The 25,545-nt window shown below is 65.2% G+C and carries 26 protein-coding genes; 14 read left to right on the top strand and 12 right to left on the bottom strand.

The genetic code is table 11. From position 1 onward, the window contains the following. Window positions 1-80: 80 nt before the first annotated feature. The 4 genes from folE to U1738_RS12715 are packed head-to-tail and all read left to right on the top strand — an operon-like array spanning window position 81 to window position 2,314. Window positions 81-701 carry a GTP cyclohydrolase I FolE gene (gene folE / locus U1738_RS12730; protein WP_332789411.1) on the top strand — a complete coding sequence of 207 codons (621 nt, stop codon included), beginning with the start codon at window positions 81-83 and terminating at the stop codon, window positions 699-701. Further along, window positions 698-1,453 (top strand): SDR family oxidoreductase, encoded by a 756-nt coding sequence (locus U1738_RS12725; protein ID WP_332789410.1) that lies wholly within the window; start codon window positions 698-700, stop codon window positions 1,451-1,453. Before folE ends, U1738_RS12725 begins: the two co-directional genes overlap by 4 nt. Further along, window positions 1,446-1,796, top strand: coding sequence for a dihydroneopterin aldolase (locus U1738_RS12720; protein ID WP_332789409.1), 351 nt, complete (start codon window positions 1,446-1,448; stop codon window positions 1,794-1,796). Before U1738_RS12725 ends, U1738_RS12720 begins: the two co-directional genes overlap by 8 nt. After that, window positions 1,796-2,314: a GNAT family N-acetyltransferase gene (locus U1738_RS12715; RefSeq protein ID WP_332789408.1), complete on the top strand. Its 519-nt coding sequence runs from the start codon at window positions 1,796-1,798 to the stop codon at window positions 2,312-2,314. The genes U1738_RS12720 and U1738_RS12715 overlap by 1 nt, the downstream gene beginning before the upstream one ends. Here U1738_RS12715 and leuA read toward each other — a convergent pair. Beyond that, window positions 2,292-3,950 carry a 2-isopropylmalate synthase gene (leuA, locus tag U1738_RS12710; protein WP_332789407.1) on the bottom strand — a complete coding sequence of 553 codons (1,659 nt, stop codon included), beginning with the start codon at window positions 3,948-3,950 and terminating at the stop codon, window positions 2,292-2,294. The genes U1738_RS12715 and leuA overlap by 23 nt on opposite strands. A gap of 264 nt (window positions 3,951-4,214) precedes the next feature. Between leuA and U1738_RS12705 the strand changes: the two genes are divergently transcribed. Next, window positions 4,215-4,664, top strand: a complete 450-nt coding sequence (locus U1738_RS12705) for a BLUF domain-containing protein (protein WP_332789406.1) — start codon at window positions 4,215-4,217, stop codon at window positions 4,662-4,664. Window positions 4,665-4,686: 22 nt separating this feature from the next. On the opposite strand, the gene U1738_RS12700 is transcribed toward U1738_RS12705, so the two are convergent. The 6 genes from U1738_RS12700 to miaA all read right to left on the bottom strand — a co-directional run bounded on the left by U1738_RS12700 (window position 4,687) and on the right by miaA (window position 10,928). Continuing rightward, a complete protein-coding gene (locus tag U1738_RS12700; RefSeq protein ID WP_332789405.1) occupies window positions 4,687-5,325 on the bottom strand; it encodes a YceI family protein in 639 nt (212 codons plus the stop codon). A gap of 120 nt (window positions 5,326-5,445) precedes the next feature. Beyond that, on the bottom strand, window positions 5,446-6,291 hold the full coding sequence (locus tag U1738_RS12695) for a glycosyltransferase family 2 protein (protein ID WP_332789404.1): 846 nt from the start codon (window positions 6,289-6,291) through the stop codon (window positions 5,446-5,448). Window positions 6,292-6,504: 213 nt separating this feature from the next. After that, entirely contained in the window at window positions 6,505-7,524 is a 1,020-nt protein-coding gene (ilvC, locus tag U1738_RS12690; protein WP_332789403.1) for a ketol-acid reductoisomerase, read from the bottom strand. Between the two features lie 133 nt (window positions 7,525-7,657). After that, a complete protein-coding gene (ilvN, locus tag U1738_RS12685; RefSeq protein WP_332789402.1) occupies window positions 7,658-8,173 on the bottom strand; it encodes an acetolactate synthase small subunit in 516 nt (171 codons plus the stop codon). Next, on the bottom strand, window positions 8,173-9,921 hold the full coding sequence (locus tag U1738_RS12680) for an acetolactate synthase 3 large subunit (protein WP_332789401.1): 1,749 nt from the start codon (window positions 9,919-9,921) through the stop codon (window positions 8,173-8,175). The genes ilvN and U1738_RS12680 overlap by 1 nt, the downstream gene beginning before the upstream one ends. An 83-nt stretch (window positions 9,922-10,004) precedes the next feature. Continuing rightward, entirely contained in the window at window positions 10,005-10,928 is a 924-nt protein-coding gene (gene miaA / locus U1738_RS12675; RefSeq protein ID WP_332789400.1) for a tRNA (adenosine(37)-N6)-dimethylallyltransferase MiaA, read from the bottom strand. Between miaA and serB the strand changes: the two genes are divergently transcribed. Continuing rightward, window positions 10,927-11,808, top strand: a complete 882-nt coding sequence (serB, locus tag U1738_RS12670; protein WP_332789399.1) for a phosphoserine phosphatase SerB — start codon at window positions 10,927-10,929, stop codon at window positions 11,806-11,808. The two genes, miaA and serB, sit on opposite strands and share 2 nt — an antisense overlap. A 135-nt stretch (window positions 11,809-11,943) precedes the next feature. Here serB and U1738_RS12665 read toward each other — a convergent pair whose 3' ends face one another. Next, window positions 11,944-12,906, bottom strand: coding sequence for an SPOR domain-containing protein (locus U1738_RS12665; protein WP_332789398.1), 963 nt, complete (start codon window positions 12,904-12,906; stop codon window positions 11,944-11,946). A gap of 166 nt (window positions 12,907-13,072) precedes the next feature. Here U1738_RS12665 and U1738_RS12660 point away from each other — a divergent pair, with 166 nt between their 5' ends. Genes U1738_RS12660 through U1738_RS12650 form a run of 3 tightly spaced genes read left to right on the top strand, consistent with a single transcriptional unit; the run spans window position 13,073 to window position 15,876 of the window. Further along, complete coding sequence (locus U1738_RS12660; protein WP_055783373.1) at window positions 13,073-13,786, top strand: AAA family ATPase; 714 nt, start codon at window positions 13,073-13,075, stop codon at window positions 13,784-13,786. A gap of 16 nt (window positions 13,787-13,802) precedes the next feature. Continuing rightward, window positions 13,803-14,393 carry a hypothetical protein gene (locus U1738_RS12655; protein WP_332789524.1) on the top strand — a complete coding sequence of 197 codons (591 nt, stop codon included), beginning with the start codon at window positions 13,803-13,805 and terminating at the stop codon, window positions 14,391-14,393. A 19-nt stretch (window positions 14,394-14,412) separates the two neighbouring features. Then, entirely contained in the window at window positions 14,413-15,876 is a 1,464-nt protein-coding gene (locus U1738_RS12650; protein WP_332789397.1) for an SPOR domain-containing protein, read from the top strand. A 122-nt stretch (window positions 15,877-15,998) separates the two neighbouring features. On the opposite strand, the gene U1738_RS12645 is transcribed toward U1738_RS12650, so the two are convergent. Genes U1738_RS12645 through U1738_RS12630 form a run of 4 tightly spaced genes read right to left on the bottom strand, consistent with a single transcriptional unit; the run spans window position 15,999 to window position 19,822 of the window. Further along, on the bottom strand, window positions 15,999-17,225 hold the full coding sequence (locus tag U1738_RS12645) for a dihydroorotase (protein WP_332789396.1): 1,227 nt from the start codon (window positions 17,223-17,225) through the stop codon (window positions 15,999-16,001). Next, a complete protein-coding gene (locus tag U1738_RS12640; RefSeq protein ID WP_332789395.1) occupies window positions 17,222-18,208 on the bottom strand; it encodes an aspartate carbamoyltransferase catalytic subunit in 987 nt (328 codons plus the stop codon). Before U1738_RS12640 ends, U1738_RS12645 begins: the two co-directional genes overlap by 4 nt. Before the next feature lie 46 nt (window positions 18,209-18,254). Next, the gene (ruvX, locus tag U1738_RS12635; protein ID WP_332789394.1) at window positions 18,255-18,719 is read right to left on the bottom strand and encodes a Holliday junction resolvase RuvX; all 465 of its coding nucleotides are present in this window, start codon (window positions 18,717-18,719) and stop codon (window positions 18,255-18,257) included. Beyond that, window positions 18,716-19,822, bottom strand: a complete 1,107-nt coding sequence (locus tag U1738_RS12630) for a DUF3089 domain-containing protein (RefSeq protein WP_332789393.1) — start codon at window positions 19,820-19,822, stop codon at window positions 18,716-18,718. Before U1738_RS12630 ends, ruvX begins: the two co-directional genes overlap by 4 nt. Before the next feature lie 131 nt (window positions 19,823-19,953). Between U1738_RS12630 and U1738_RS12625 the strand changes: the two genes are divergently transcribed. The 5 genes from U1738_RS12625 to gatB all read left to right on the top strand — a co-directional run bounded on the left by U1738_RS12625 (window position 19,954) and on the right by gatB (window position 25,324). Further along, complete coding sequence (locus tag U1738_RS12625; RefSeq protein WP_332789392.1) at window positions 19,954-21,747, top strand: DUF4153 domain-containing protein; 1,794 nt, start codon at window positions 19,954-19,956, stop codon at window positions 21,745-21,747. 37 nt (window positions 21,748-21,784) lie between these two features. Continuing rightward, entirely contained in the window at window positions 21,785-22,072 is a 288-nt protein-coding gene (gatC, locus tag U1738_RS12620; RefSeq protein ID WP_332789391.1) for an Asp-tRNA(Asn)/Glu-tRNA(Gln) amidotransferase subunit GatC, read from the top strand. Beyond that, on the top strand, window positions 22,069-22,197 hold the full coding sequence (locus tag U1738_RS12615; protein WP_332789390.1) for a hypothetical protein: 129 nt from the start codon (window positions 22,069-22,071) through the stop codon (window positions 22,195-22,197). Before gatC ends, U1738_RS12615 begins: the two co-directional genes overlap by 4 nt. After that, complete coding sequence (gene gatA, locus U1738_RS12610) at window positions 22,194-23,678, top strand: Asp-tRNA(Asn)/Glu-tRNA(Gln) amidotransferase subunit GatA (protein ID WP_332789389.1); 1,485 nt, start codon at window positions 22,194-22,196, stop codon at window positions 23,676-23,678. The genes U1738_RS12615 and gatA overlap by 4 nt, the downstream gene beginning before the upstream one ends. Before the next feature lie 170 nt (window positions 23,679-23,848). Next, entirely contained in the window at window positions 23,849-25,324 is a 1,476-nt protein-coding gene (gene gatB, locus U1738_RS12605; RefSeq protein WP_332789388.1) for an Asp-tRNA(Asn)/Glu-tRNA(Gln) amidotransferase subunit GatB, read from the top strand. Window positions 25,325-25,545 lie beyond the last annotated feature (221 nt).

Here is a 25,545-nt window from a genome sequence, read left to right as displayed (position 1 = left end):
CAGGTGTCGCGACAGCCCAATTCACGCAGAGCGCGTTTGCCGTAGCGTCACCCTGCTTCTGTTTGTTCTAGGAATTGAAGATGACCGACCTCGGATCGGATCCGGAGCCTGAAAAAATCGCCACCATAGCGGCGAAGATTGCCGTGCCCGAGGAGGTTCAGGAGGCGATCCGCACGCTGATCCGCTGGTCCGGCGACGATCCGACGCGCGAGGGACTCGTCGATACGCCGGCCCGCGTGGCGCGGGCGTGGAAGGAATATTGCAGCGGATACGATGACGATCCCAAGCATCACCTGTCGCGCGTGTTCGACGAGGTCGGCGGTTACGACGAGCTCGTCCTGCTGAAGGACATTCCGTTTCAGTCGCATTGCGAACACCATATGGCACCGATCATCGGCAAGGCGCACATCGCCTATCTGCCGCGCGATCATGTCGTCGGCATCTCCAAGCTTGCGCGGGTGCTGAACGCGTTCGCGCGGCGGTTGCAGGTGCAGGAACGGCTGACCGCCGAGGTGGCGGATTGTATCTGGGACGGATTGAAGCCGCACGGCGTGGCGGTGGTTATCGAGGCGAGCCATGCCTGCATGACCGCACGGGGCGTGCGCACACCCGGCGTCAAGATGGTGACGAGCCGCATGATGGGCGTGTTCCGTGACGACGAACGCAGCCGCAAAGAAGTGCTGGCGCTGATGCACGGATGATCGACGGGCGCGCCATATTGGTGACCGGCGGGGCGAAGCGGCTGGGCGCGGTGATCGCGCGTCGGCTGGCGGCGGATGGCGCGCGCGTGGTGCTGCATTACGGGTCTTCGCGCGGGGCGGCCGAGGCGCTCGCTGAGGAGATCGGTGCGGCGGGCGTGGTGCAGGGCGATCTCGCCGACAGCGCCGGGATCGACGATCTGTTCGCTCGAGCGCGGGGCGTGGCTGGCGGGCCGATCCATGGGTTGGTGAACAGCGCTTCCGCATTCGAATACGATACGCCGCCTGCGCTCGATCCGGCGCTGTTGGCGCGGCTCTATGCGATCGGGCATTCCGCACCGGTGCTGCTGGCCTCGGCTCTGGCGCGGCAGGATGATCTGGGGGAGGGGGCGGTGGTCAATCTGCTCGACCAGAAGGTGACAAACCCGAACCCCGATTTCTTCTCCTACACCGGCGGCAAGGTGGCCTTGGCCGGCGCGACGGCAATGCTGGCGCAGGCGCTGGGGCCGCGCATCCGGGTGAACGCCGTCGCTCCCGGAATCACGCTACCGAGTGGCGATCAGAGCGAAGCGGAGTTCCGCGCGGTGGCGAGCGAGAATGTGTTGCGGCGGCCGGTCGATCCGGCGGATGTGGCGGACGCGGTGGCGTTTCTGTTGGATGCGCGAGGCCTGAACGGGCAGACTGTGTTCGTGGATTGCGGACAGCGGTTTCTGAAGCGGGATCGCGATGTGATGTTCGAGCGTGCACGTGGCTGAATTCACCACGATCCTCGATAGCCTCGCGGTGATGATCCGGCTGGGCATTCACCCCTATGAGGTCGATCCGCAGCGGGTGATCGTGTCGGTCGAGATGATCGTCGATTATCCCGAACCGCTGGGCGAGGATGCGATCGAGCGGGTGCTGGACTATGATTTCGTCCGCGAAGAGATTTTGAAACTGGCGGCGGAGCGGCGGTTCGCGTTGCAGGAGACGCTGTGCGAAACGATCGCGGCGTTGTGCCTTGCGGATGTCAGAGTGAAGCGGGTTCGGGTCCGGACGATGAAGGCCGATGTGTATCCGGATGCGCGGATCGGGTGTGAGATTGTGCGGGGGCGGTAGTGGAAGTTCCCTTGATCCAAACTGCGCGTTTGACCCTTCGCTGTCCGACAGTGGACGATTTTCCTATTTATCGGGAATTTTACAGCGATGCCGAAGCTTCCTCATTTTACGGCGGACCGATCGATACTGCGGCCGCGTGGCGCCGATTAGCGTTTGACATCGGGCACTGGGCATTACGGGGTCATGGAATGTGGTCGGTGGTGGAGCGTGCTTCCGATCGGATGATCGGAGGCTGCGGTCTCTTGTGGCCGGAAGGCTATCCGCGATCGGAACTGACCTGGTGGATCCTGCCGGCTGCGCGACGGCAAGGCTTCGCGTCGGAGGCATCCGCCGCCGTCATTGCGTTCGGTTATGAAGTGCTTGGATGGTCAACGATCGAAACACATATGAAAGACGAAAACGTCGCGGCGCATCTGCTGGCGGCGAGACTTGGCAGCCGGATCATCGCGCGCGAGGTGTTCCCGGATGGGATCGCACGCGATGTTCACGCCTTCCCTAAACCCGGTTCGCCGCGCTGAGGACCGCGCGGACGCTGGCGGTGGCGATGTCGGTATCCAGCCCGACGCCGAAGACCGTTTTGCCTTCCGCCGTGCGGCATTCGACATAGGCGGCGGCCTGCGCATCGGCACCGTGGCCGATCGCGTGTTCGCTGTAATCGACGACATCCAAGGCCGGGCCGGTGCTGTCGCCAAGTGCCGCGATGACGCCCGAGATCAGGCCGTTGCCGCGTCCGGAGATCGAGCGTTCCTCGCCATCGACCGACACGCGTCCCACGAACAGCCGCTGACCGCTGGCGCCGCTTTCCTCATAATCGACCAAAGCGAAGCGATCCGCGTCGCGGGCGAGATACGTCGCCTCGAACACCTGCCAGATGTCGGCGGCGTTCAGTTCTCGGCTCGTTTCGTCGGCATAGGCCTGTACGTAGCGGCTGAAATCGGCTTGCAGGCGCTTGGGCAGTTTCAGGCCCTTGTCTTGCTCCAGCACCCAGGCGACGCCGCCCTTGCCCGATTGCGAATTGACCCGGATCACCGCCTCGTAGCTGCGGCCGAGATCGGCCGGGTCGATCGGCAGATAGGGCACTTCCCACAACTGATCGTTGCGCTCGGCCTGGGCGGTGAAGCCTTTCTTGATCGCATCCTGATGGCTACCCGAAAACGCCGTGAACACCAGATCGCCAGCATAAGGCGTGCGGGGGTGGACGGGGATGTTGGTGCAGTAGTTGATCGTGTTGACGATCTCGTCGATGTCCGAGAAATCGAGTTTCGGATCAACGCCTTGGGTGTACATGTTGAGCGCGACCGTGACGAGGTCGCAATTGCCGGTGCGTTCGCCGTTGCCGAGCAAACAGCCCTCGACGCGATCCGCGCCGGCCATCATGCCCAGTTCCGCCGCCGCGACACCGGTGCCGCGATCGTTGTGGGTGTGCAGCGAGATCACCACGCTGTCGCGGTTCGGGATGTGGCGACCGAACCATTCGATCTGGTCGGCATAGATGTTGGGCGTGGCGCATTCGACCGTGGCGGGCAGGTTGAAGATGATCGGCTTGTCCGGGGTGGGGGCCAGCACTTCCATGACGCTCGCGCATACCTCGACCGAGAAATCCAGTTCGGCTGTGGAAAAGGTTTCCGGCGAATATTCGAACGTCCAGTCCGTTTCCGGCTGGGCGGCGGCGCAATCGCGCAGGATCTTCGCGCCCTCGATCGCGATCGCGCGGACCTCGTCGCGGCTCATGCCGAAGACGATCTTGCGCCACGCCGGGCTGACCGCGTTGTAGAGATGGACGATCGCGCGGGGGACACCCTTCAGGCTCTCGAAGCTCTTCTCGATCAGGTCGCGGCGCGATTGCGTCAGCACCTGGATCGTCACGTCGTCGGGGATGCGGCCGTTCTGGACGAGACCGGAGATGAAATCGAATTCGGTCGCCCCGGCGGACGGGAAGCCGACCTCGATCTCCTTCAGCCCGACCTTGCACAGCAGATCGAACATCCGGGTCTTCTTCTCGGCATCCATCGGATCGATCAGCGCCTGATTGCCGTCGCGCAGATCGGTCGACAGCCAGCGCGGTGGCTGGGTGATCGTCCGCGAGGGCCATTGGCGGTCGGGGAGATCGATCTGGGGGAAGGGGCGGTATTTTACGGAAGGGTCACGCAGCATCGTGTGTCTCGCAGAACTTCGGGTCGTCGTTCGGGGCGGGTCGGTCCCTTAGGCGGGGTCGCTGTGCCGCGCCCGAGGGCGCGCACGGCGAGGTGTCGCGCCTAAGGGCACGTAAGTCGAAGCAGCGAAAGGAGCAGCCCTTGCGTCATTGCCGCGTGCGTAGCTTGGCAAGGCGCGTGCTGTCCAGCGTGGATTGCGGGCCACCCCCCAACAGATTGATCGATCTCAATCGCGATCGGGCAGATCAGTATTAAGACGATGCTCATGGACACCGCCCACATGCCGCTGCGCCAGCTTCTTTATATGAGTTCGAGCAACCCCGCCAACGGTGTGTTCGAACTGCCGCGGATCGTCGCGCAATCGCGGCAGAATAATGCGCTCGATGGCGTGACGGGTCTGTTGTGGAGCGACGGCACGCGCTTCCTGCAGGTTCTGGAAGGCCCGGCCGACAGCGTTTCGTCCACGTTCGATCGGATCCGGCGCGATCCGCGCCACCGCGCCGTAGTGATCCTGCACGATCGCGAGATCGAGGCGCGGCAGTTCGGAAGCTGGACGATGGTGCAGCGCGGGGAAGGGGACGGCGGCGATGCGTTCGATGCACAAATGCAACGCCTGCTCGAGAATGCATCGGAAAGCGTGCGCGGCAGCTTTCTCGGCCTGATCGCGGCGGGGGCTGACCGCGGCGGCGTCTTGTCGGAGCCCCTCCCTTTTTAGGGGGAGGGGCAACTCGGTGTGGTTACTTCTGGAACGCCGCAGCGATCTTCAGCTTCACCGCGTCGGACACCATCGGAATGCCCATGTTGACGCCGAAATCGCTGCGCATCAGCGTGGTGGTCGCTTCGAATCCGACATTCTCCTTGCCGCCCATCTGCGCCGGCATCTTGCCCGCGCCATAGAAGGTGACGGCCAAAGTCACCGGCTTCGTGATGCCGTTGAGCGTGAGATTGCCGATGACGGTCGCCTTGTCCTTGCCCAGCGGCTTGACCGAGGTTGAGACGAATTTGGCATCGGCGGGGGCGGGGCCGAAGAAGTCGGGCTTGCCGCCATCCTTGCCGGCGCGGAGCATATGTGCGGTCAGGCCGGCGCTGGCCGTCGTCACCTTGGACACCGGAATGGTGATATCGACCTTGGACGCGGCGGGGTTCTTGGGGTCGAGCGTCAGCGTGCCGCTGATGTCACCGAACAGGCCGAAATACGGCGTGAAGCCGAGATGGTTCACCTCCCAGCTGACCAGGGTGTGGTTGGGGTCCGCCGCGTAGGTGCCACCGGTGATCGCGGTAATGCTCTTGGTGCCGGGAGCCTGCATCGCTTGCTGGGCGATCAGCGGGGTGGCGATGGCCGTGGTGGCGGCGAGAAGAATGAGGGGGATGCGCATGATTTGTCTCCTGTTGTTGGGGACATGCTGGCGCATGACCGGGGGAGGGTCAAACCTTTGCCGGGCAACGCATCGTTTCGTGGGCGATGCTGTCCCCCGGTCGTTACCGCTGGGCGACGGTTACAGGTAGTGGGGAGCAGGCTCGTTTTGCGATAGGGTGGCGGTAGGCGTCTCGATCCAGTCGCGCTCGCGCAGATTGGCATTTGCCATGCCGCGAGCGCGGAAGCGCGCGGCGAGGAAATCATAGAAAAACCAGTCCTTCAGGGCGAACGGAGTCGCGTGGTAAAGCAGCCGTTCGAACAGCGTCCAGCGCACATGCGTGTTATGGCCGCGCCGGTCCGAGGGCAGGCAGACATGATCGGCCCGGTAGCAGGATCGCCCGATCTTGTGGACGCGCTGCATCAGTTCATGATCGTCGAGCACCCATGGCCATGCCTCCGACCGCGGCCCGCCGGCCGCGCGCAACGCATCGGTGTGGAAAGATTGGCCGAACGTGCCGGTATGCGCCTGACGCGACATCAATGTGCTGGCCAGTCGCTTATGCTGGCACCGTAGGCGCGAGAGGAAGCTGGTGGGCGGGGCGGGCAGGTCGATTGCCATCGCCGCGACGATACCCGGCCGGCGCAACATCGCCTCGGCGCGAAAAAGATAGTCGGCGGGATACCAGGTGTCGGCATTCCACAGGGCGACGAGCGGCGTCTCCACCCGATCGAACCCGGCCTTCAGCGCATGGCTGGGGCCCGGTCGCCTCTCGTGGACGAAAAGCACGTCGATATGCGGTGCTTCTGCGAGGAGCGATCGGCACAGTGCCTCAGATCCGTCGGTAGAGGCGTTATCGACGAGGATGAGCCGGAACGACACGTCGCGTTGCGCGATGGCGGCGGCGATCGTCGGGCCGATGAACGCGGTTTCGTTGTAATAAGGCAGGACGATCGACCAGACCGGATTGCAGCCCTCGATATGCAAGCGACCAACTCCTCCCTCGACCCCGCTCCGCAACATATATCCTATAACGAATTTTGAACAGGCCAGGACGAGCGGTGATCGCTCGTGACGGCCGATTGCGGCAGGGGCAAGGCAGGCGTTCGGCATCCACCGTGCCGCAACTCTATGCTACACGGTGGATGCCGACACGTCCGGGGTAGCCAAGTGCATGGAACTGGCGTGCCCCGGCGGCGGTCAGTTCTTGCCCTTGTCCACCAGCGCGTTCTTGCCGATCCAGGGCATCATGCCGCGCAGTTCGCTGCCGATCTTCTCGATCGGATGCGCCAGCGCTTGCTTGCGTGCTGCCTTGAGTTCCGGCTGGCCGGCGCGGTTGTCGAGGATGAAGTTCTTGACGAAGCGGCCCGACTGGATGTCGGCGAGGACGCGCTTCATCTCGGCCTTGGTTTCGGCGGTGATGATGCGTGGACCGGTGGTGATGTCGCCATATTCCGCGGTATTGCTGATCGAATAGCGCATGTTGGCAATGCCGCCTTCATACAGCAGATCGACGATCAGCTTGGTCTCGTGCAGGCATTCGAAATAGGCCATTTCCGGGGCGTAGCCGGCCTCGACCAAAGTCTCGAACCCGGCCTGGATCAGGTGGGTGATGCCGCCGCACAGAACGGCCTGCTCGCCGAACAGATCGGTCTCGCATTCCTCGCGGAAGTTGGTTTCGATGATGCCGCTGCGCCCGCCGCCGACGCCGGACGCGTAGGCCAATGCCACGTCATGCGCGTTGCCGCTCTTGTCTTGGTCGATCGCGATCAGGCAGGGGACGCCGCCGCCGCGAACATATTCGCTACGCACGGTGTGGCCGGGACCTTTGGGGGCGATCATGATCACGTCGAGATCGGCGCGCGGCTCGATCAAGCCGAAATGCACGTTAAGGCCGTGTGCGAAGGCCAACGCCGCGCCCTGCTTCATGTTATCGTGCAGGTCTTCTGCATAGATCGCGGCTTGATGCTCGTCGGGCGCGAGGATCATGACGATGTCGGCCCAGGCCGCGGCCTCCTTGTTCGACTTGACCGCGAAGCCGGCGTCGATCGCCTTCTTTGCCGTGGCCGAGCCTTCGCGCAGTGCGATGGCGACATCCTTGACGCCGCTGTCGCGCAAATTCTGGGCGTGGGCGTGGCCCTGCGATCCGTAGCCGACGATGGCGATCTTCTTGTCGGTGATCAGGTTCAGATCGGCGTCGCGATCGTAATATACGCGCATTGGAATTCCCTTTCGAAGATGATCGTCATGCCAGCGCAGGCTGGCATCTCAGGGGGCTCGGGTGGTGCCGGTTGCCGCGAGACCCCAGCCTTCGCTGGGGTGACAGTGGGTGGGTTGATGTGAACAGTGAAACTCAGGCCGCGTTCTTCCCGCGCGCGATGGCGACGATGCCGGTGCGGGCGACCTCGATCAGGCCGACCTCGCGCATCAGGGTGATGAACGTGTCGATCTTCTCGCGGCCTCCGGTGACCTCGAACACGAAGCTGGTCGTCGTGGCATCGACCACGCGGGCGCGGTAGACGTCGGCGAGGCGCAGTGCCTCGATGCGATGATCGCCGGTGCCGGCAACCTTGACCAGCGCGAGTTCGCGTTCGACGTGCGGACCGAGTGCGGTGAGGTCCGTTACCGAATGCACCGGGATCAGCCGGTCGAGCTGGGCGAGGATCTGCTCCATCGTCTGGTCGGACGCGGTGGTGACGATCGTGATGCGGCTGACGGCGTGATCGGCTGTGACGTCCGACACGGTCAGGCTCTCGATATTATAGCCGCGCGCGGTGAACAGGCCGGCGATCCGGGCGAGGATGCCCGGTTCGTTGTCGACCATTACCGCCAGCGTATGGCGGGACGAGGTTTCGGTTTTGATGTGCATCAGACCAGCGCCTTCGCTTCGTCGTCCATCTCGCCGGACACTTCCTCCGCCTGCAGGATCATGTCGGTGTGCGCCGCGCCGCTCGGGATCATCGGGAAGCAGTTGGTGAGTTGCGAGACCATGCAATCGACCATCACCGGGCCGTCATGCGCGAGCATCGCGGCGATCCCGGCGTCGAGGTCGTCGGGGTTTTCGATGCGGATGCCCTTCCAGCCATAGGCCTCGGCGAGCTTCACGAAATCGGGCAAGGCATCCGAATAGCTTTCCGAATAGCGCGAGGAATAGGTCAGTTCCTGCCATTGGCGGACCATGCCCATATATTGGTTGTTGAGGATGAAGACCTTCACCGGCAGGCGATATTGCGTCGCGGTGCCGAGTTCCTGGATGTTCATCTGGATCGATGCTTCACCGGCGATATCGATGCACAGCGCGTTGGGATTGCCGAGCTGCGCGCCGATCGCGGCGGGCAGGCCATAGCCCATCGTGCCGAGACCGCCGCTGGTCAGCCATTTGTTCGGCCCTTCGAAGCCGAAATGCTGCGCGGCCCACATCTGGTGCTGGCCGACTTCGGTGCTGACGATCGGCGCGCGCTTGTGCGTCGCCTCCCACAGCGCCCGGATCGCGCGTTGCGGCATGATCTCGGTCGGGTGATCGGCGAAATCCAGGCTGCCGCGCGCGCGCCAGCCGTTGATGCGCGTCCACCATTCCGACAGATCGGGTTTGGGATGGCGGCGCGATTTGTAGACGCGCACCATGTCTTCCAGTGCGTGGCCGACATCGGCGATGATCGGAAGATCAACGCGCACGTTCTTGTTCACGCTCGAACGGTCGATATCGATATGGATCTTGCGGCTGAGCGGGCTGAACGCGTCGAGCCGCCCGGTCACGCGATCGTCGAAGCGCGCGCCGAGGCAGACGATGAGGTCGGCCTTGTTCATCGCCATATTGGCTTCGTAGGTGCCGTGCATGCCGAGCATGCCGAGCCATGCCTCGCCGCTTGCCGGATAGGCACCGAGGCCCATCAGCGTCGAGGTGACGGGCGCGCCGGTGATGCGCGCGAGTTCGCGCAGTAACTGCGATGCGCCCGGGCCGGAATTGATGATCCCGCCGCCTGTATAGAAGATCGGGCGTTCGGCTGCGGCCAGCATGTCCACCGCCTGCTCGATCAGCGTGGGATCGGCCTTGATCTGCGGACGATAGGTCTTGTGCTTGATCGGGCCGGGCTTGGTGTAGCGCGCCGTCGCGACCTGCACGTCCTTGGGGATGTCGACCACGACCGGGCCGGGGCGACCCGAGGTGGCGATGTGGAACGCCTCGTGAATGATGCCGCCCAGCGAGGCGGGGTCCTTCACGAGATAATTGTGCTTCGAACAATGGCGCGTGATGCCGACCGTGTCCGCCTCCTGGAAGGCGTCCGTGCCGATCAGGGCGGTCGGCACCTGGCCGGTGATGACGACCATCGGGATCGAATCCATCAGCGCATCGGTGATGCCGGTGACGGCGTTGGTCGCACCCGGGCCGGAGGTGACGAGCACCACGCCGGGCTTGCCGGTCGAGCGGGCATAGCCCTCCGCCGCATGCGTCGCCGCCTGTTCGTGGCGGACGAGGATATGCTTGATGCGGCCGGACCTGAACATGGCATCGTAGATCGGCAGCACCGCGCCGCCGGGATAGCCGAACACGACCTCCACGCCGAGATCGCACAGCGCCTCGACCAGGATATCGGCTCCGCTCTTTTCCGCGTTCATCACTCAGATCCTCTTTTGCCGCGCTGCAATAGCGGCTTGGCGGGGGTGCGGCTACCCGTATGATTCGTACGCGTCAAGCGTTATTATTGTAATAATCTATCGTATTGAGCGATATAATTGGATATTTCTGACGTTACGATGCGGGGCCAATCGGGTGGCGGCTGGTTGCGGAACCAGGTGAACTGGCGCTTGGCATATTGGCGAGTGGCGAGGCGAAGTGCCTCAAGTGCCTGTTCGCGCGTGGTTTTACCGGTCAGCCAGTCGGCGATCTCGGCCACGCCGATCGCGCGGCGGACCGAGAGGTTCGGGGCGATGTCGTCGCGGGCGAGCAGGGCCGCGACTTCCGCGACCGCGCCGTCCTCCAGCATCGCTTCGGCGCGCGTGTCGCAGCGGGCGAGTAGCCAATCGCGGTCTGGTAACAGTATGGTGGGGATGAGGTGGATCTGCCCGGCGATGCCGCCCTCGCGGTGCGCCTGCCATTCGGCCAAGGTGCGGCCGGTCGAGCGGGCGACCTCCAAGGCGCGGGCAACGCGGGTGGTGTCGGCGGGGGCGAGGCGAGCGGCGGCTTTCGGGTCGGCTTGCAGGAGTTGCGCGTGCGCCTCGGCGACGGGCAGGGCGCGGACCGCTTCACGGATCGCGGGATCGATTTCCGGTACCGACGCGATGCCGTCGAGCAGGGTGCGGATGTAGAGGCCGGTGCCGCCGACGAGGATCGGCAGCTTGCCCGTCGCCTGCGTCTCGGCGATGGCGGCGCGCGCATCGGCGGCCCAGCGCGCGGCGGAGCAGCTTTCCGCGCCGTCGATATAGCCGAACAGACGGTGCGGCACGCGGGTCTCGTCCGCCACGCTCGGGCGGGCCGAGAGGATGCGCAGATTGGCGTAGACCTGCGCGCTGTCGGCATTGATCACTACGCCATCGTAACATTCCGCCAGATCCGTCGCGAGCGCGGACTTGCCGCTGGCGGTAGGCCCTGCGATGAGCGCGAGCTTCGGGAGGTTCTTAGCCATGTTCATCGCCACGCTGATAGCACCGGGGACGCTTTCCGGGGGCGATATTTCGGCCGCGCGCGATCGGCTGGCCGAGGCGGGGTGCGCGCCGGCCGATACGGCGTGGATCGATGACGGCTTCGCGGCCGATATGACCTTCGCCGAACTGCCCGAGGCCGCGCGCACTGCGCTGGAGGGTGCGATTCCGGGTGGCGACGTCGTGGTGCAGGCGGCAGCGGGTCGGGAAAAGAAACTGCTCGTCGCCGATATGGATTCGACCATGATCACAGTCGAATGCATCGACGAACTGGCCGATTATGCCGGCATCAAGCCGCAGATCGCCGAGATCACCGAACGCGCGATGCGCGGCGAACTGGATTTCGAGGCGGCGCTGGATGCGCGCGTGGCGTTGCTGGCGGACCTGGACGAAGCCGCGATCGGAACGTGTTTGAAGGAGCGCGTCGTGATCATGCCCGGCGCGGCGGCTTTAGTGCGCACGATGAAGGCGCGGGGCGCGTTGACGGTGCTGGTGTCGGGCGGCTTCACGCGCTTTGCCGAGCCGGTGGCGGCGACGATCGGGTTCGACCGGGCGATTGCCAACCGGCTGCTGATCGAGGGCGGCGTCCTGACGGGGAAGGTCGCCAAGCCGATCGTGGGATCGTATACGAAGCTGGAAACCTTGCTGGCCGCGACCGCCGAGCGTGGGCTGGCGGCGGCGGCGACGCTGGCGGTTGGGGATGGGGCGAACGATCTGGCGATGATCGAGCGGGCTGGCCTCGGCGTGGCGTACCGCGCGAAGCCGATCGTGGCGGCGGCGGCGGCTGCGCGGGTGGATCATAACGATCTGACGGCGTTGTTGTATGCTCAGGGAATCAGGCGGGAGGATTGGGTTTCGGGCTGACCACAATCGTCATCCCAGCGGAGGCTGGGATCTTGTGGCAATCGGCGCGTGTTTGCCGCTTGAGACCCCAGCCTTCGCTGGGGTGACGACGTAGGCGACGGTGTGACGAGGTAGGTGCTGGTGTGACGATTTAGTTTAGCCGCCGGTTGGCACGCAGGGCTTGATCGCGGCGCAGGCGCGCGCGGCTTCCGCGTTCGTTGCGTACGGACCGACGAGCAGGCGGGTGAGAGTGCCGGATTTCACGTAATAAGGCGTTCGACCGGCGAACTTGCCGCCCATTTGCGTCCAGAGTTTGCGCGCGTTTGCAGGGTCGCCAAAAGCGCCCAGCTGGACCCGCCAATTGCCGCTCGGCGCGGCAGGCGCGGGGACGACGCGCGTGGCTGCGACGGTCTGGCGTGGCGGCGCGGTGCGCGGTGCAGGCTGGTGATTGCTCACCTCGTAACTGGATGCCGGAAGTTCGGTTGCACGCATCGCATTGTCATTCCCCTGACCGGCGATTTCCGGGGGCGGCAGATCGACACGCTGCGCGTCCGCTTCGTATTGGCGGGCGAGGATCATGCCCTGCTGGCGGTCGGCGAGTGGGACGTATTGGTCCATCTGCGCGAGCACTTTCGAGGCGGAGGGGACGTTCGCGGCGGACGAGCGCACCATCAGCGCATAGGCGCGAGGGTAATCGCGCGACACGCCGTCGCCGTTGAACAGCATCGTGCCGAGTACGAGTTGCGCGCGCGGTTCGCCACGCGCGACCGATTTTTCCAGCCAGGGCAGTGCGCCGGCGCGGTCGCCACGATCGAACAGCGCCAGACCGTAATTCACTTCGGCCTGCGGCAGGCCCTGCAGCGCGGCCTTGCGATACCAGCTTTCGGCCATCGGCATGTCGGTCGGCACGCCGCGCCCGAGCTTGTAGGCCTGACCCAGATTGAATTGCGCCTGGGCATCGCCGGCGATCGCGGCCGGGCGCCACTCATCCGCGGCCTTGCGATATTCGCCCTGATTCCACAGATCGATGCCATGCTTGACGTCGGCCAGCGCCGCGCCGGATGTCGCCGCGATCAGGGCGGTGAGACCGATAGCCAGCAGAGATACGCGCTTACGCATGAATGTTCCCGCATTCGAAAATTCCGTGATCGCCCATCCCTATCGAGAAGATGGTAAACGGATCGTTAGCGTGACCCGCCCGCACACCCTTACTTTACGATGTTAACGTCTTCTTGAGAGGTGACGTGCGATCTCCGATGCTCGAATTGGGGAGTTCTTGGGACACATGCGCGTTCTCGCGATGGCATCACAGAAGGGCGGGTCCGGAAAGACCACGCTATCCGGGCATCTTGCCGTACAGGCACAGTTGGCTGGAGCCGGCCCGGTCGTGCTGATCGATATCGATCCGCAGGGGTCGCTGTCCGATTGGTGGAACGAGCGTGGCGCGGAATATCCCGCCTTCGCCCAGACCACCGTCGCGCGGCTCGCCGCCGATCTGGAGGTGTTGCGCCAGCAGGGCTTCAAGCTCGCCATGATCGATACGCCGCCGGCGATCACCATGGCGATCCAGAGCGTGATCGCGGTGGCCGAACTGATCGTGATCCCGACCCGCCCTTCGCCGCACGACCTGCGCGCCGTGGGGGCCACGGTCGACCTGTGCGAACGCGCCGGCAAGCCGTTGCTGTTCGTCGTCAACGGCGCCACCCCGAAGGCCAAGATCACATCGGAAGCCGCCGTCGCGCTGTCGCAGCATGGCACGGTCGCGCCGGTGACCATCCACCACCGCACCGATTTCGCCGCATCGATGATCGACGGGCGCACCGTGATGGAATGCGATCCCAAGAGCCGGTCCGCGCAGGAAGTGCAGGCCTTGTGGTCGTACATTTCCGATCGCCTGGAAAAGAATTTCCGCCGCACCGTGTTTTCGGCACCGGGTGCCAACACCTATGTGCCGCAGCGCACCGCCGCAGGTGGCTTCGGCCGCCGGGTCGTCAGCTAAGGAGCGCGGGCATATGATGGGAACCCAGAAACCGCTCGCCTCGCTGTCCTCCACCCTGCTCGCGCGCAAGGGCACCGCCCGTCCGGCGATGCGCCCGCAAGGCTTTGGTGGCTTCGGCGCGCCGCAGAACGTGCATGACGATCTCGGCTGGAACGATATGGGCGAGGCGGAGCTTGCTCCCGCGCCCGTTGCCGCCGTGCCGCCGGTGCTGCTGCAGCGTGAGGCGTTGCAGGAAGAATTCGCCGCTCCGGCCGCCGTCGAGAAACCGGTAACCGCCAAAGCTCCGATTGCAGCCAAGGCTCCGATCGTCATCGAGGCACCTGTGCCGGTCGAAGCGCCGGTTGCGGAACAGCCAGCGCGCAAATCGGTCTCCGTCGCCACCGCGACGCGGATCGGCCGCGAGACGCGCGCGCATCACAAGGGTGCCGCGAAATCGGCCTTCACGCTTCGTTTGGATGCGGATCGCCACCTGATGTTGCGGCTGGCCAGTGCGCTGGAGAAGCGCTCGGCGCAAATGCTCGTGACCGAGGCGTTAGACGCTTTCTTAACCACTTTGCCCGATGTTGCCGAGCTAGCGAGCCAGGTTCCGAACCGGGCTGGCAAGTGATCGAATAGGGATTTTTCCGATGAAGACCCGCGCACTCCTCGCCCTGGGACTATCCACCATTGCCTTTGCGGGCACGATGACCGCGTTCATCGGCGAGGGCGGCAGCGCCTATGCCGGCGCGTCCGATCCGACCAAGATGGCGCGCAAGCAGTTCGATTACGCGCGCAAGGCGCTGGCCGGCGATAATGCGCTGGCGGCCGTGAAGTTCGGCGAAGCGGCGGTCAGCTACGATCCCGGCGTCGTCGCATATCGGCTGGTTTTGGGTCAGGCGTATTTGAAGGCGGGGCGCTTCACGTCGGCGCGGGCCGCGTTCAGCGATGCGCTGGTGCTGGAGCCGACCAACGGCAAGGCAGCACTTAACCTTGCGCTGGCGGAGATCGCCGAGGGCAATTGGGACGGCGCGCGCCACACGCTCGACGCCAATGCCGCGACGATCCCTGTCAGTGATCGCGGGCTGGCGATTGCGCTGGCGGGTGATCCGGCCAGTGCGGTCGAATTGCTCGAACCGGCGGTGCGCGCACCCGATGCCGACGCCAAGACCCGACAGAATTTCGCGCTCGCACTGGCGCTCGCCGGCCGCTGGCAGGACGCCAAGACGGTCGCGGCGATGGACGTCTCGCCGGGCGACCTCGACGCGCGCATCCTGCAATGGGCTGCTTTCGCCAATCCCAAATCCGCATCCGATCAGGTCGCATCCTTGCTCGGCGTGACGCCGGTGGTCGATCCCGGCCAGCCGGTCGCGCTGGCGCTGAATGCCAACAAGAATGTTGCGGTTGCGGCGGTCGCGCCGGTCGATGCTTTCATGCCGAAGGCCCAGCCGGAAGCGGCGGCGGTCGCCACGGCGATGGGCACGCCGGTCGTGCCCGCAGCCGAGCCGGTGCCCGTGATGGCGTCGGTGTCGAGCGTCAGCTTCGCGCCGCGTCGTGAGATCGTACAAGTTTTGCCGGCCCGCGCCGTTAGCACCATTCCGGCCAAGCGCGAGAGCGCACCCGGTGCTGCGATTGCGAATGTGTTTGTAGCAAAATCCCGGACGGCGACCAGCGCCTTCGTAATTCCGAAGGCCAAGGCGGCACCGGTGGGCGCAGCCGTGGCCACTGCAAAGGGCAGTTATTTCGTCCAGCTCGGTGCGTTCGAGAATGCCGCTGTCGCCAAGGACGCTTGGGGCCGGGCGAGCCGCATCTCCAAATTCGGTGGCCGTGCGCCATCGGGTGCGCAATTCGCGAGCAAGAGCGGGAATTTCTACCGCCTGTCGGTCGGCGGGTTCACGCGCGAAGACGCGGACAAGACGTGCCGCAGCTATCGCGCCAAGGGCGGTCATTGCTTCGTGCGCACTGGTGCCGGGGATAGCATTCCGGCGTGGATCAAGGGTTCGACGGCTGTGAAGGCGGTCGCGGTGGTCAAGGTGCCGACTGCGGCCAAGGCTCCGGTTGCGGCTAAGGCTGCTGCTCCGGCTAAGGCTGCGGTCAAGCCCGGCAAGAAATAAGCCAACTAAACCCTAAACCCGTTCGTGCTGAGCTTGTCGAAGCACGTGCCCCGAACGCTCACCTCCGCTTGGGACACGCCCTTCGACAGGCTCAGGGCGAACGGGATTCTGGTGGCCTTAGGCTAAATCAGCGCCGTTCCGCCCTTCCACAGGCGCAGCACCTTGCCCTGCACGGGCAGTCCGTCGAACGGCGTATTGCCCGCTAGCGCGACCATCTTGTCGGCGTCGATCAACCAAGGCGTGCCGGCATCGAACAGCATCAGATCGGCCGGCATGCCCACCTTTAGCGTGCCGGTATCGAGGCCGAGGATGCGCGCCGGCGTGGCCGACAGCATCGTAACCAGCCGCTCGACCGTGATCAGCCCGTCGCGGACCATGCCGAGCGAGAGTGCTAGTAAGGTCTCCGCGCCGGCCATGCCGTTGGCCGAATCCGCGAACGGCAGGCGCTTCTCTTCCGGCCCGCGGGGGTCGTGGCCCGAACACAGCACATCGATCGTCCCATCGGCCAAGGCGGCGAGGCACGCCTGACGATCGCTCTCGTCGCGAAGCGGCGGCGAGAGGTGGGTGAAGGTGCGGAAATCGGACATCGCTATATCGGACAGCAACAGATGCGCGGGCGTGATGCCGCAGGTGACGTGGACGCCGCGCCTTTTCGCCGCGCGGATCAGGTCGAACCCCGCCGCCGTCGTCACCTGTCGGAAATGCAGTTTCGCGCCCGTTTCCTCGGCCAGCATCAGGTCGCGGGCGATGGCGAGCGGCTCGGCCAGGGCAGGGGCGGAAGGCAGGCCCATGCGCGTCGCGGTTTCGCCCGCCGTGGCCACCGCCGTGCCGACGATGCCGCCATCCTCGGCCTGCGCGATGACGGTGAGGCCAAGATCGCCGGCATAGGCCAGCACCTTGCGCATCACGCCGGAGTCCGCGATCCAGCGTTCGCCGGTGCCGACCGCCTTCGCGCCCGCCGCCGCGTTCATCGCCATCTCGGCGAGATCCTTGCCGGCCAGCGCGCGGGTCGCCGCCGCGATCGGGTGGATCCACAGGCCGGGCCGCCCGATCAGCGCCGCGCGTTGCACCACGCCCGGTTCGTCCAGCACCGGCGTCTGATCCGGCATCAGACCGACGCGGACGATGCCGCCGGCGTGGAAGGCGGGAATGTCGATCGTGAACACGCCGAGATCGACGATCGCGGGAGCAAGCGTCTTGCCCTTGCAGTCGATCGTCGCGATGCCGTCGGGTAATTCGAACAGTCCGGTCGCGGCGATGACGCCGTCCAGTACGAGCACGCCGCCCTTGCTGCTGCCCGCTTCCGGGCAGACGAGCTCGGCGTTGAGCAAAGCGACGTCGCGGATCATGCCCAGCCCTTCACACCGCGCGCGCGGCGGGTCAGCACGTCGAGACAGGCCATGCGCACCGCCACGCCCATCTCGACCTGTTCGGTGATCGCGGATTGATCGACATGATCGGCGACGGCGCTGTCGATCTCGACGCCGCGATTCATCGGCCCCGGATGCATCACCAGCGCGCCGGGCTGGGCCTTGGCGAGGCGCTTCAGCGTGAGGCCGTAGCGGAGGTGGAATTCGCGGTTGGAGGGCACGAAGCCCCCTGCCATGCGCTCGTTCTGCAGGCGAAGCATCATCACCACGTCGGCCCCCTCCAGCGCGGCATCGAAATCGGTGAACGGGGTGACGCCCATCCGCTCGATCCCGGCCGGCATCAGCGTGGAGGGTGCGCACACCCGCACCTCGGCGGCGAGCGCGGTGAGCGCGAGGATGTTTGATCGTGCAACGCGGCTGTGCAGCAGATCGCCGCAGATCACCACGCGCTGGTTGTGGATGCTGCCGCGGCGGCGGCGGATCGTCAGCGCATCGAGCAGGGCTTGCGTGGGATGTTCGTGCGCGCCGTCGCCTGCGTTCAACACCGGGCAATCGACCTTGTCGGCAATCAGCCGCACCGCGCCCGACGATCCGTGGCGGATGACGATCACGTCGGCGCGCATCGCGTTCAGCGTCATCGCCGTGTCGATCAGCGTCTCGCCCTTCTTTACGCTCGATTGGGCGGCGTGCATGTTGACGACGTCCGCGCGCAGCCGCTTGCCGGCGATCTCGAACGACAGGAGCGTGCGGGTGCTGTTCTCGAAGAAGGCGTTGATCTGAGTGAGTCCGCGCAGGCGTTTGTCGCGTTTCTTGCTGCGGTTCGCCTCGACCCATTGCTCGGCCTCGTCGAGCAGGAACGTGATCTCGTGCGGCATCAATCCCGCGATGCCGGTCAGGTGCCGGTGCGGGAAGACGGCGCTGCCGGGCAGGAGCGTCGCGGGGCTGTGATCCGATGCTGGCATTAAAGGGGCGCGGTAACGGCGCGCGGGTGCGGGCGCAAGGCCTGCATCAGGCGATCGCCACCAGCGCGTCGATCGCGCCCTGCAGGATGTAGGCGGCGGCCATCTTGTCGACCAGTTCGGCGCGTTTCGCGCGGCTGGCGTCTTGTTCGATCAGTGTGCGGGTGACGGCCTGGGTCGACCAGCGTTCGTCCCACAGCAGGATGGGCAGCGCCATATCCTCCAGATTGCGGGCGAAGGCGCGGGTCGATTGGCTGCGTGGGCTTTCGCTGCCGTCGAGATGGAGGGGCAGGCCGATGACGATGCCGACCACGCGCTGCTCGGCGATCAACTGGGCGAGGGCGGTCTTGTCCTTCTGGAACTTGGTGCGGCGGATCAGGAGGGCCGGGGAGGCGAAGCTCCAGCCGGCGTCGCACAAGGCGGTGCCGATCGTCTTGGTGCCGACATCGAGGCCGATCAGGCGGCCGGCGTCGGGCAGGGCGTCGCGGAAGGGGAGGCGGTCGGTGGTGATCATCCGCCCTTCCCGAACGTCGCCAATCGCCGTGCGACATCCGCGCGCACGTTCGCCCAAAACAGGCTATAATCGTAGACGTGGTAATTGTTGCCCGGCAGCACGTAATTGCCCATCGCGGGCGGCTCGCCGATCAGCAGGAAACCGCGCGGGTCGCAGCGCGCCGGGACTGCGCCGGGCTGGACCTGAGCCGTGTCGAGTGCGGCCGAGGGGATCAGAGTGCCGAGATTGGCCTGGGCCGGCGCGGTGGCGTTGGCGGTGCCGGTGAGCGGGTTCGTGCAGACCATCGGAGTGCCCTTGCGCGGCTTCCCGTCGAAACCGGTCGTCTTGTCATAATGTTCGAGGATCATCGTCGGATCGGCTGGCTCGGCGAAGCTTTGCCATGACAGGATGCAGCCGGCTTGGTCGGGGCGGGTGCATTCAGGCAGGCCGAGCGCCGCCAGATCGGTGCTGCGCGAGATCGGCCAGCCGATGACGTACGCCGCGACGATGCGTTTGGCCAAAGGTGTGTCGGCGATCTTCTCGCGCAGCAGGCGGGTGAGGTGCAACGCGCCTTGGCTATGTCCGGCGAGGATGATCGGGCGATCCCCCGCTTCCTTCACGAACTGGTCGAACGCCGCCGAGATGTCGCCATAAGCGAGGTCGAGCGCCTGGTTCGCGGCATCGGCATCGGTGAGGAATGCGCCGAACGTCGCCTGGCGATAGCGCGGTGCCCAGATCGCGCCGCTCTCGTTGAACGCCGTCGCCTGCGCGCGGAGGAACAGTTCGGCGCGGGCGTTGCTCTCGGCATCGTCGAGCTTCGCATTCCAGTGCGCGGTGCCGAGGAACGAGGTGGGGTGGACGTAGAACACCGCCGCGGGAGCATTGGCGACCGGCGCGTACCCCGGCGGCGTCCAGCGCGCGGCATCCTTGCGTAGGTCGGGATGGGCGAGCCACATCTTCGGATCGGCATAGGCATTGGCGGGAACCGGTGCCTGCGCCTCGAACTGCGCCGATGGCACCGCCCACCAGCGGATGATCTCCACCCCCCACAGCCGATAGGCGAAGGCGGCAGCGACCGTCAGCACGATGAGGCAGGCAAAGACGTAGAGAAACTTCCGGGCCAAGCGACGAACTCCATTGTGCTACGCGACACAGTCGTGTGAGCGGCGCGTGCTGATTCCGTGCAGCATCGATGCAGTGCTTGCAATCGCGATCGGACCCGGCTTGTCTTGGCGCAGACGGGGAGAGCGATGCGATGGGCGATTTCGAAACGCACGAAGCGGAGACCGGTGAAGGCTGGCGCGCGCGACCGTTCATCCTGGCGGGAATCGGCATCGTAGCGGCGGTGCTGGTCGAGCATCTTATTCTACCGCGCGGATCCTATTTCTGGTCCCCATCCACATCGTTGCCAGCGTGGCGGGTCGCGCTGGCGATCGGAATTGGCGGCGGTGCTGCGGCAATCGGCTTTTCATTGGAACGCGTGCGGATCGGCTGGGCGATCGGATTTGGCGTAGCGGTCGGCGTGGTGGCTGCCTCGATCTTCTATTGGAACGGCGAGCCGGGCTGGGGGTATATTGGCGATTGGCGATGCGCGAGCCTGATCCTTGCGATCGGGATCGCCGTTCCGCTGTTTCAGACGGCGCGCGATGAAGGCGGCGCGCGCTTTCCCTATGTTGAAGTGCATGGCCATGCCTGGACGAATGTCGTGCTGTGGTTCGCCTGCTGGTTCTTTACGGGCATCGTCTTTGCGCTGGCCTGGTTGCTGTCGTCGCTGTTCGATCTGATCGGGCTGCATTTCCTCCGGCAATTGCTCGGTCGCGATTGGTTTAATGCCGCTCTGTTTGGCGCAGCGTTTGGCGGAGCGCTGGGGCTGTTCCGCGAGCGCGACCGGGTGGTGCGGCTGTTGCAACGTGTCGTCACGGCGGTGCTGGGCGTGCTTGCGCCGGTGCTGGGTGTCGGATTGCTGGTGTTCCTGGTCTCGCTGCCGTTCACCGGCTTGGGCACCTTGTGGGAGGCGACGCGATCGACCACGCCCATTCTGCTGACCTGCGTGATCGGCGCGCTGATCCTCGCCAATGCGGTGATCGGCAATGGGACGGATGAGGAATTGCACAATCCGGTCTTGCGCTGGGGCGCGATGGCGCTCGCGCTGGCGGTGTTGCCGCTGGCGGTGATCGCAGCGATCGCGACCGGGCTGCGCATCGGGCAATATGGTCTGACGCCGGACCGGTTATGGGCGCTGACGTTCGTTATTCTGGCGAGCGCATATGGGCTCGCCTATTTCGTGTCGCTGGTGCGTGGGCGGATGCAATGGGGGGACCGGGTGCGCCCGGCCAATCTGCGCATGGCGTTCGTGGTGGCGGGGGTGGCCTTGTTTCTCGCGACGCCGCTGCTGAGTTTCAACGCGCTGTCGACGCGCGATCAGGTCGCGCGGCTGGAAGGCGGACGGATCACGCCGGACAAGTTCGACTGGGCGGCACTGGCGTTTGATTTCGGCGATTCCGGCCGGGTGGCGCTGAAGCGGCTGACGGCATCGGCCGATGCGGCGATCAAGGCGCGCGCGCTGACGGCATCGGCCAAAACCAATCGCTACGATCTTGTTGACGTGGGCCGGCAGATCAAAACTGCGGATCAACTCACGAAACGCCTCCGCATTCTCCCACGGGCGGTGCCGGTGCCGGAGGATTTGCGCAAGCTGCTGACCGACTGGAATGCGTGCACGGTCAATGAAAAGGACCAATGCACTTTGCTATATGTACCCGGCGGGATCGAAGCGATTACGTTGCGCGACACCTGCATCGACGAGCTTAAGCCGCAGGAGGGCAATGCCACGTCTCCTGTCGTCTGGATCGATCGCTGCGGCCCGGCGCGTTTTATCCTGCGTGACGGAAAATGGCGCAAACTGCGCGATAACGAGATGCCCCCGATCGATGAGGCACGCATGAAGGTCATCAAGGCGGCGCTTGCGGCGGGCCAAGTCGAAGTGCGTCCGGTGACAGTGCGTCAAGTGTTCGTCGGCGGCGTTCCGGTGGGCGAACCGTTCGAATAGGTTGCGCGGGAAGCGCGCCCTCTGCTAGCCGCGCCTGATGTCAGTTGATATCGCAACCGTGAAGAAGATCGCGAGCCTTGCCCGCATCGCGATCACCGAGGACGAGGCCGCGCGCATTGCGCCGGAACTCGACAACATCATGGGCTGGATCGAGCAATTGGGCGAGGTCGACACCAGCGACGTCGCGCCGATGACCGCGGTAATCCCCAACCATCTGCGCCTGCGCGACGATGTGGTGACGGATGGCGGCGTGCGCGATGCGGTTCTGTCCAATGCGCCCCAGGCCGAGCATGGGTTCTTCACCGTGCCGAAGGTGATCGAATGACGATCATCGCCAGCCGCCCAACCGTCATCCCGGCGCAGGCCGGGATCGCCGGGTTGGTGTGCACAGCGGGTGCCCAGAATGCAGCGGCCCCGGCCTTCGCCGGGGTGACGGGAGTGTCGTCGTGAGTGAATTGACCGATCTCGGCGTCGCCGCCATTCGCGACGGCGTGCGCGATGGCAGCTTTACGGCGCGTGAAGTGGCCGAGGCTTTCAACGCCAATGTCGCCAAGGCGAAGGTGCTGAACGCCTTCCTCGTGGAAACCCCGGACCATGCGCTCGCGGCCGCCGATGCCGCCGACAAGGCGCGTGCCGCCGGCGAGACGCTTAAGCCGCTGGCCGGCGTGCCGATAGGCATGAAGGATCTGTTCTGCACCAAGGGCGTGCCCTCGACCGCCGCCAGCCTGATCCTCGAAGGCTTCACCCCGCCGTATGAGTCCACCGTTTCCGGCAAATTGTGGGATGCCGGCGCGGGGATGCTTGGCAAGCTGAACATGGACCAGTTCGCGATGGGATCGTCGAACGAGACCAGCGCGTTCGGCAATGTGATCTCGCCGTGGCGGCGCAGCGACGGTGGAAACGCGGCGCTGGCGCCGGGCGGTTCCTCGGGCGGTTCCTCGGCGGCGATCGCGGCGCGTCTGTGTCCGGCGGCGACCGGCACCGACACCGGCGGCTCGATCCGCCAGCCGGCCGCGTTCGTCGGCATATCGGGCATCAAGCCGACTTATGGCCGCTGCTCGCGCTGGGGCGTGGTGGCGTTCGCCTCGTCGCTCGACCAGGCCGGGCCGATGGCGCGCGATGTGCGCGATTGCGCGATCATGCTGGAGGCGATGGCCGGATTCGATTCCAAGGATGCGACCTCGCTCGACCTGGCCGTGCCGAAATGGGAAGCGGGATTGTCCGGCGATCTCAAGGGCAAGCGGATCGGGATTCCCAAGGAATATCGCGTCGATAACATGCCGGCCGAGATCGACGCTTTGTGGCAGCAGGGCATTGCCTGGGCCAAGGATGCGGGGGCGGAGATCGTCGAGGTGTCGCTGCCGCACACCAAATACGCGCTGCCGGCCTATTACATCATCGCGCCGGCCGAGGCGTCCTCGAACCTCGCCCGCTATGACGGCGTCCGCTATGGCCTACGTGATCTGCCCGAGGGGGCGGGCTTGCAGGACATGTACGCCGCGACCCGTGCCGCCGGGTTCGGGCCGGAGGTGAAGCGTCGCATCATGATCGGCACCTATGTGCTCTCGGCTGGGTTCTACGACGCGTATTTCACGCAGGCGTCGAAGGTCCGCGCGCTCATTGCCCGCGATTTCGATCGTGCGTGGGAACATTGCGATCTGTTGCTCACTCCGACCGCGCCGAGCGCCGCGTTCGCGCTGGGCGAGAAGAGCGCCGATCCGATCGCGATGTATTTGAACGATGTGTTCACTGTGCCGTCCTCGCTGGCCGGCCTGCCAGCGATGAGCGTGCCGGGCGGGCTGGACGCCAACGGCCTGCCGCTGGGATTGCAGATCATCGGCAAGGCGCTGGACGAGCAGGGTGTGCTGAACGCCGGGCTGGCGCTTGAGCAGCGTGCCGGGTTCACTGCGCGGGCCGAGGCTTGGTGGTGAGATGAGCTGGATCGGTGAGCTTATGTTCCAAGTGATTGGGGAGCTTATCGCACTGCCGTTCGAAAAGGCCTTTGGGCGGCGCAAGGTTCGCTCTCGGGTTACGTCAGACCTCGATACACGGTCGAGGCACAAGAGAATGAGGCATCCCAAGCGGATGAAAAGGTCGGCAAATGACTGAATCCACCTATACACTCCGCGGCAACACCGGCGATTGGGAGGTCGTGGTCGGCCTCGAAGTTCATGCGCAGGTGACGTCGAACGCCAAGCTGTTCTCGGGCGCTGCGACCACGTTCGGAGCGGAGCCGAACACGCAGGTGTCGCTGGTCGATGCGGCGATGCCGGGGATGCTGCCGGTGCCGAACCGCGAGTGCATCCGCCAGGCGGTGCGCACCGGGATGGCGATCGATGCGGTGATCAATCCGTGGTCGCGGTTCGATCGGAAGAATTACTTCTATGCCGATCTGCCGCAGGGCTATCAGATCAGCCAGCTCTATCATCCGCTGGTCGGCGAGGGCGCGATCGATATCAGTCTGGACGAGAAGAATCCGGATGCCAGCGGCAAGCGCATCGGCGTCGAGCGCATCCATGTCGAGCAGGATGCCGGCAAGCTGATGCACGATCAGCATCCGACCCGCTCCTATGTCGATCTCAACCGGTCGGGCGTGGCGCTGATGGAGATCGTGTCGAAGCCGGATCTCGCGTCTCCTGCTGAAGCGGGGGCGTATCTGCGCAAGCTGCGTTCGATCCTGCGCTATGTCGGGTCGTGCGACGGCAATATGGAAGAGGGATCGATGCGCGCCGACGTGAACGTCAGCGTGCGCAAAGTCGGCGATCCGGAACTCGGTACGCGGACGGAAACGAAGAACGTCAACTCGGTGCGCTTCGTGATGGCGGTGGTCGAACAGGAGGCCAAGCGCCAGATCGAGGTGATCGAGGACGGCGGCAAGATCGTGCAGGAAACGCGCCTGTACGATCCCGACAAGAACGAGACCCGGTCGATGCGGTCGAAGGAAGATGCGCACGATTACCGTTACTTCCCCGATCCCGATCTGTTGCCGCTGGAACTGGATCAGGCGTTCCTCGACGAATGCCGCGCCAGCCTGCCCGAACTCCCCGATGCCAAACGGGCGCGATACGAGGCGCTGGGCGTCACGCCGTATCACGCGGCGGTGATGACCGCCGAGGTCGAGAATGCGCGCTGGTTCGACGCGCTGCTGGATACTGGCACGAAGCCGGTCGCGGCGGCGAATTGGGTGACGTCGGAATTGTTTGGTGCGCTCAACCGCCTGGGCAAGGATATCGGCAGTTCGCCGATCACGCCGGACGGCGCGGCCGAACTGCTCGGCTTGGTCGCGGACGGCACGCTGTCGGGTAGCCTCGCCAAGCAGGTGTTCGAGATCATGCTCGAAACCGGGCAGGGCGCGGGTGCGGTGGTCGAGGAACGCGGCCTGAAGCAGACCAGCGATACCGGCGAGATCGAGAAGGTGATCGCCGAGGTGATGGCGGCCAACGCGGACAAGGTTGCCGACTATCGCGGCGGCAAGGACAAATTGTTCGGCTTCTTCGTCGGCCAGACGATGAAGGTGATGGGCGGCAAGGCCAATCCGGGCGTGGTGAACGACCTGCTGAAGACCGCTTTGGGGTGAACGCTCGGGATCCGCGCCGGTAGATTGGCGAGTGTGTCGGTGATCCGCCGATCGGGCGAAGTTCACACAAAGCCATGGGGTATCGACGCGAACGGCGGCCCGGGCCGGCGAAGTTCACACAAGGTCACGCGGTATGCCCGAATTGGGCAGGCGTAGCTGGGGTGTGTGGTCGGAATGTACAGCAATGTCAAAGAGCGGCGGCCAACGTAGCGAATCGGCAG

The sequence above is a fragment of the Parasphingomonas caseinilytica genome (genome assembly GCF_036663755.1).
Classification (GTDB): domain Bacteria; phylum Pseudomonadota; class Alphaproteobacteria; order Sphingomonadales; family Sphingomonadaceae; genus Sphingomonas.
This window is presented reverse-complemented; position numbering and strand designations above follow the sequence as displayed.

Excerpts from the sequence above, each read along its gene's own strand:
- gatB (WP_332789388.1), top strand. The coding sequence starts at position 23,849 with ATGACTGAATCCACCTATACACTCCGCGGCAACACCGGCGATTGGGAG.
- U1738_RS12680 (WP_332789401.1), bottom strand. The coding sequence starts at position 9,921 with ATGAACGCGGAAAAGAGCGGAGCCGATATCCTGGTCGAGGCGCTGTGC.
- U1738_RS12645 (WP_332789396.1), bottom strand. The coding sequence starts at position 17,225 with ATGATCCGCGACGTCGCTTTGCTCAACGCCGAGCTCGTCTGCCCGGAA.
- U1738_RS12705 (WP_332789406.1), top strand. The coding sequence starts at position 4,215 with ATGGACACCGCCCACATGCCGCTGCGCCAGCTTCTTTATATGAGTTCG.
- serB (WP_332789399.1), top strand. The coding sequence starts at position 10,927 with ATGTTCATCGCCACGCTGATAGCACCGGGGACGCTTTCCGGGGGCGAT.
- U1738_RS12665 (WP_332789398.1), bottom strand. The coding sequence starts at position 12,906 with ATGCGTAAGCGCGTATCTCTGCTGGCTATCGGTCTCACCGCCCTGATC.
- U1738_RS12725 (WP_332789410.1), top strand. The coding sequence starts at position 698 with ATGATCGACGGGCGCGCCATATTGGTGACCGGCGGGGCGAAGCGGCTG.
- U1738_RS12650 (WP_332789397.1), top strand. The coding sequence starts at position 14,413 with ATGAAGACCCGCGCACTCCTCGCCCTGGGACTATCCACCATTGCCTTT.
- leuA (WP_332789407.1), bottom strand. The coding sequence starts at position 3,950 with ATGCTGCGTGACCCTTCCGTAAAATACCGCCCCTTCCCCCAGATCGAT.
- ruvX (WP_332789394.1), bottom strand. The coding sequence starts at position 18,719 with ATGATCACCACCGACCGCCTCCCCTTCCGCGACGCCCTGCCCGACGCC.
- U1738_RS12640 (WP_332789395.1), bottom strand. The coding sequence starts at position 18,208 with ATGCCAGCATCGGATCACAGCCCCGCGACGCTCCTGCCCGGCAGCGCC.
- folE (WP_332789411.1), top strand. The coding sequence starts at position 81 with ATGACCGACCTCGGATCGGATCCGGAGCCTGAAAAAATCGCCACCATA.
- U1738_RS12615 (WP_332789390.1), top strand. The coding sequence starts at position 22,069 with ATGACGATCATCGCCAGCCGCCCAACCGTCATCCCGGCGCAGGCCGGG.
- ilvC (WP_332789403.1), bottom strand. The coding sequence starts at position 7,524 with ATGCGCGTATATTACGATCGCGACGCCGATCTGAACCTGATCACCGAC.
- ilvN (WP_332789402.1), bottom strand. The coding sequence starts at position 8,173 with ATGCACATCAAAACCGAAACCTCGTCCCGCCATACGCTGGCGGTAATG.
- U1738_RS12660 (WP_055783373.1), top strand. The coding sequence starts at position 13,073 with ATGCGCGTTCTCGCGATGGCATCACAGAAGGGCGGGTCCGGAAAGACC.
- gatC (WP_332789391.1), top strand. The coding sequence starts at position 21,785 with ATGTCAGTTGATATCGCAACCGTGAAGAAGATCGCGAGCCTTGCCCGC.
- U1738_RS12655 (WP_332789524.1), top strand. The coding sequence starts at position 13,803 with ATGGGAACCCAGAAACCGCTCGCCTCGCTGTCCTCCACCCTGCTCGCG.
- U1738_RS12700 (WP_332789405.1), bottom strand. The coding sequence starts at position 5,325 with ATGCGCATCCCCCTCATTCTTCTCGCCGCCACCACGGCCATCGCCACC.
- miaA (WP_332789400.1), bottom strand. The coding sequence starts at position 10,928 with ATGGCTAAGAACCTCCCGAAGCTCGCGCTCATCGCAGGGCCTACCGCC.
- U1738_RS12625 (WP_332789392.1), top strand. The coding sequence starts at position 19,954 with ATGGGCGATTTCGAAACGCACGAAGCGGAGACCGGTGAAGGCTGGCGC.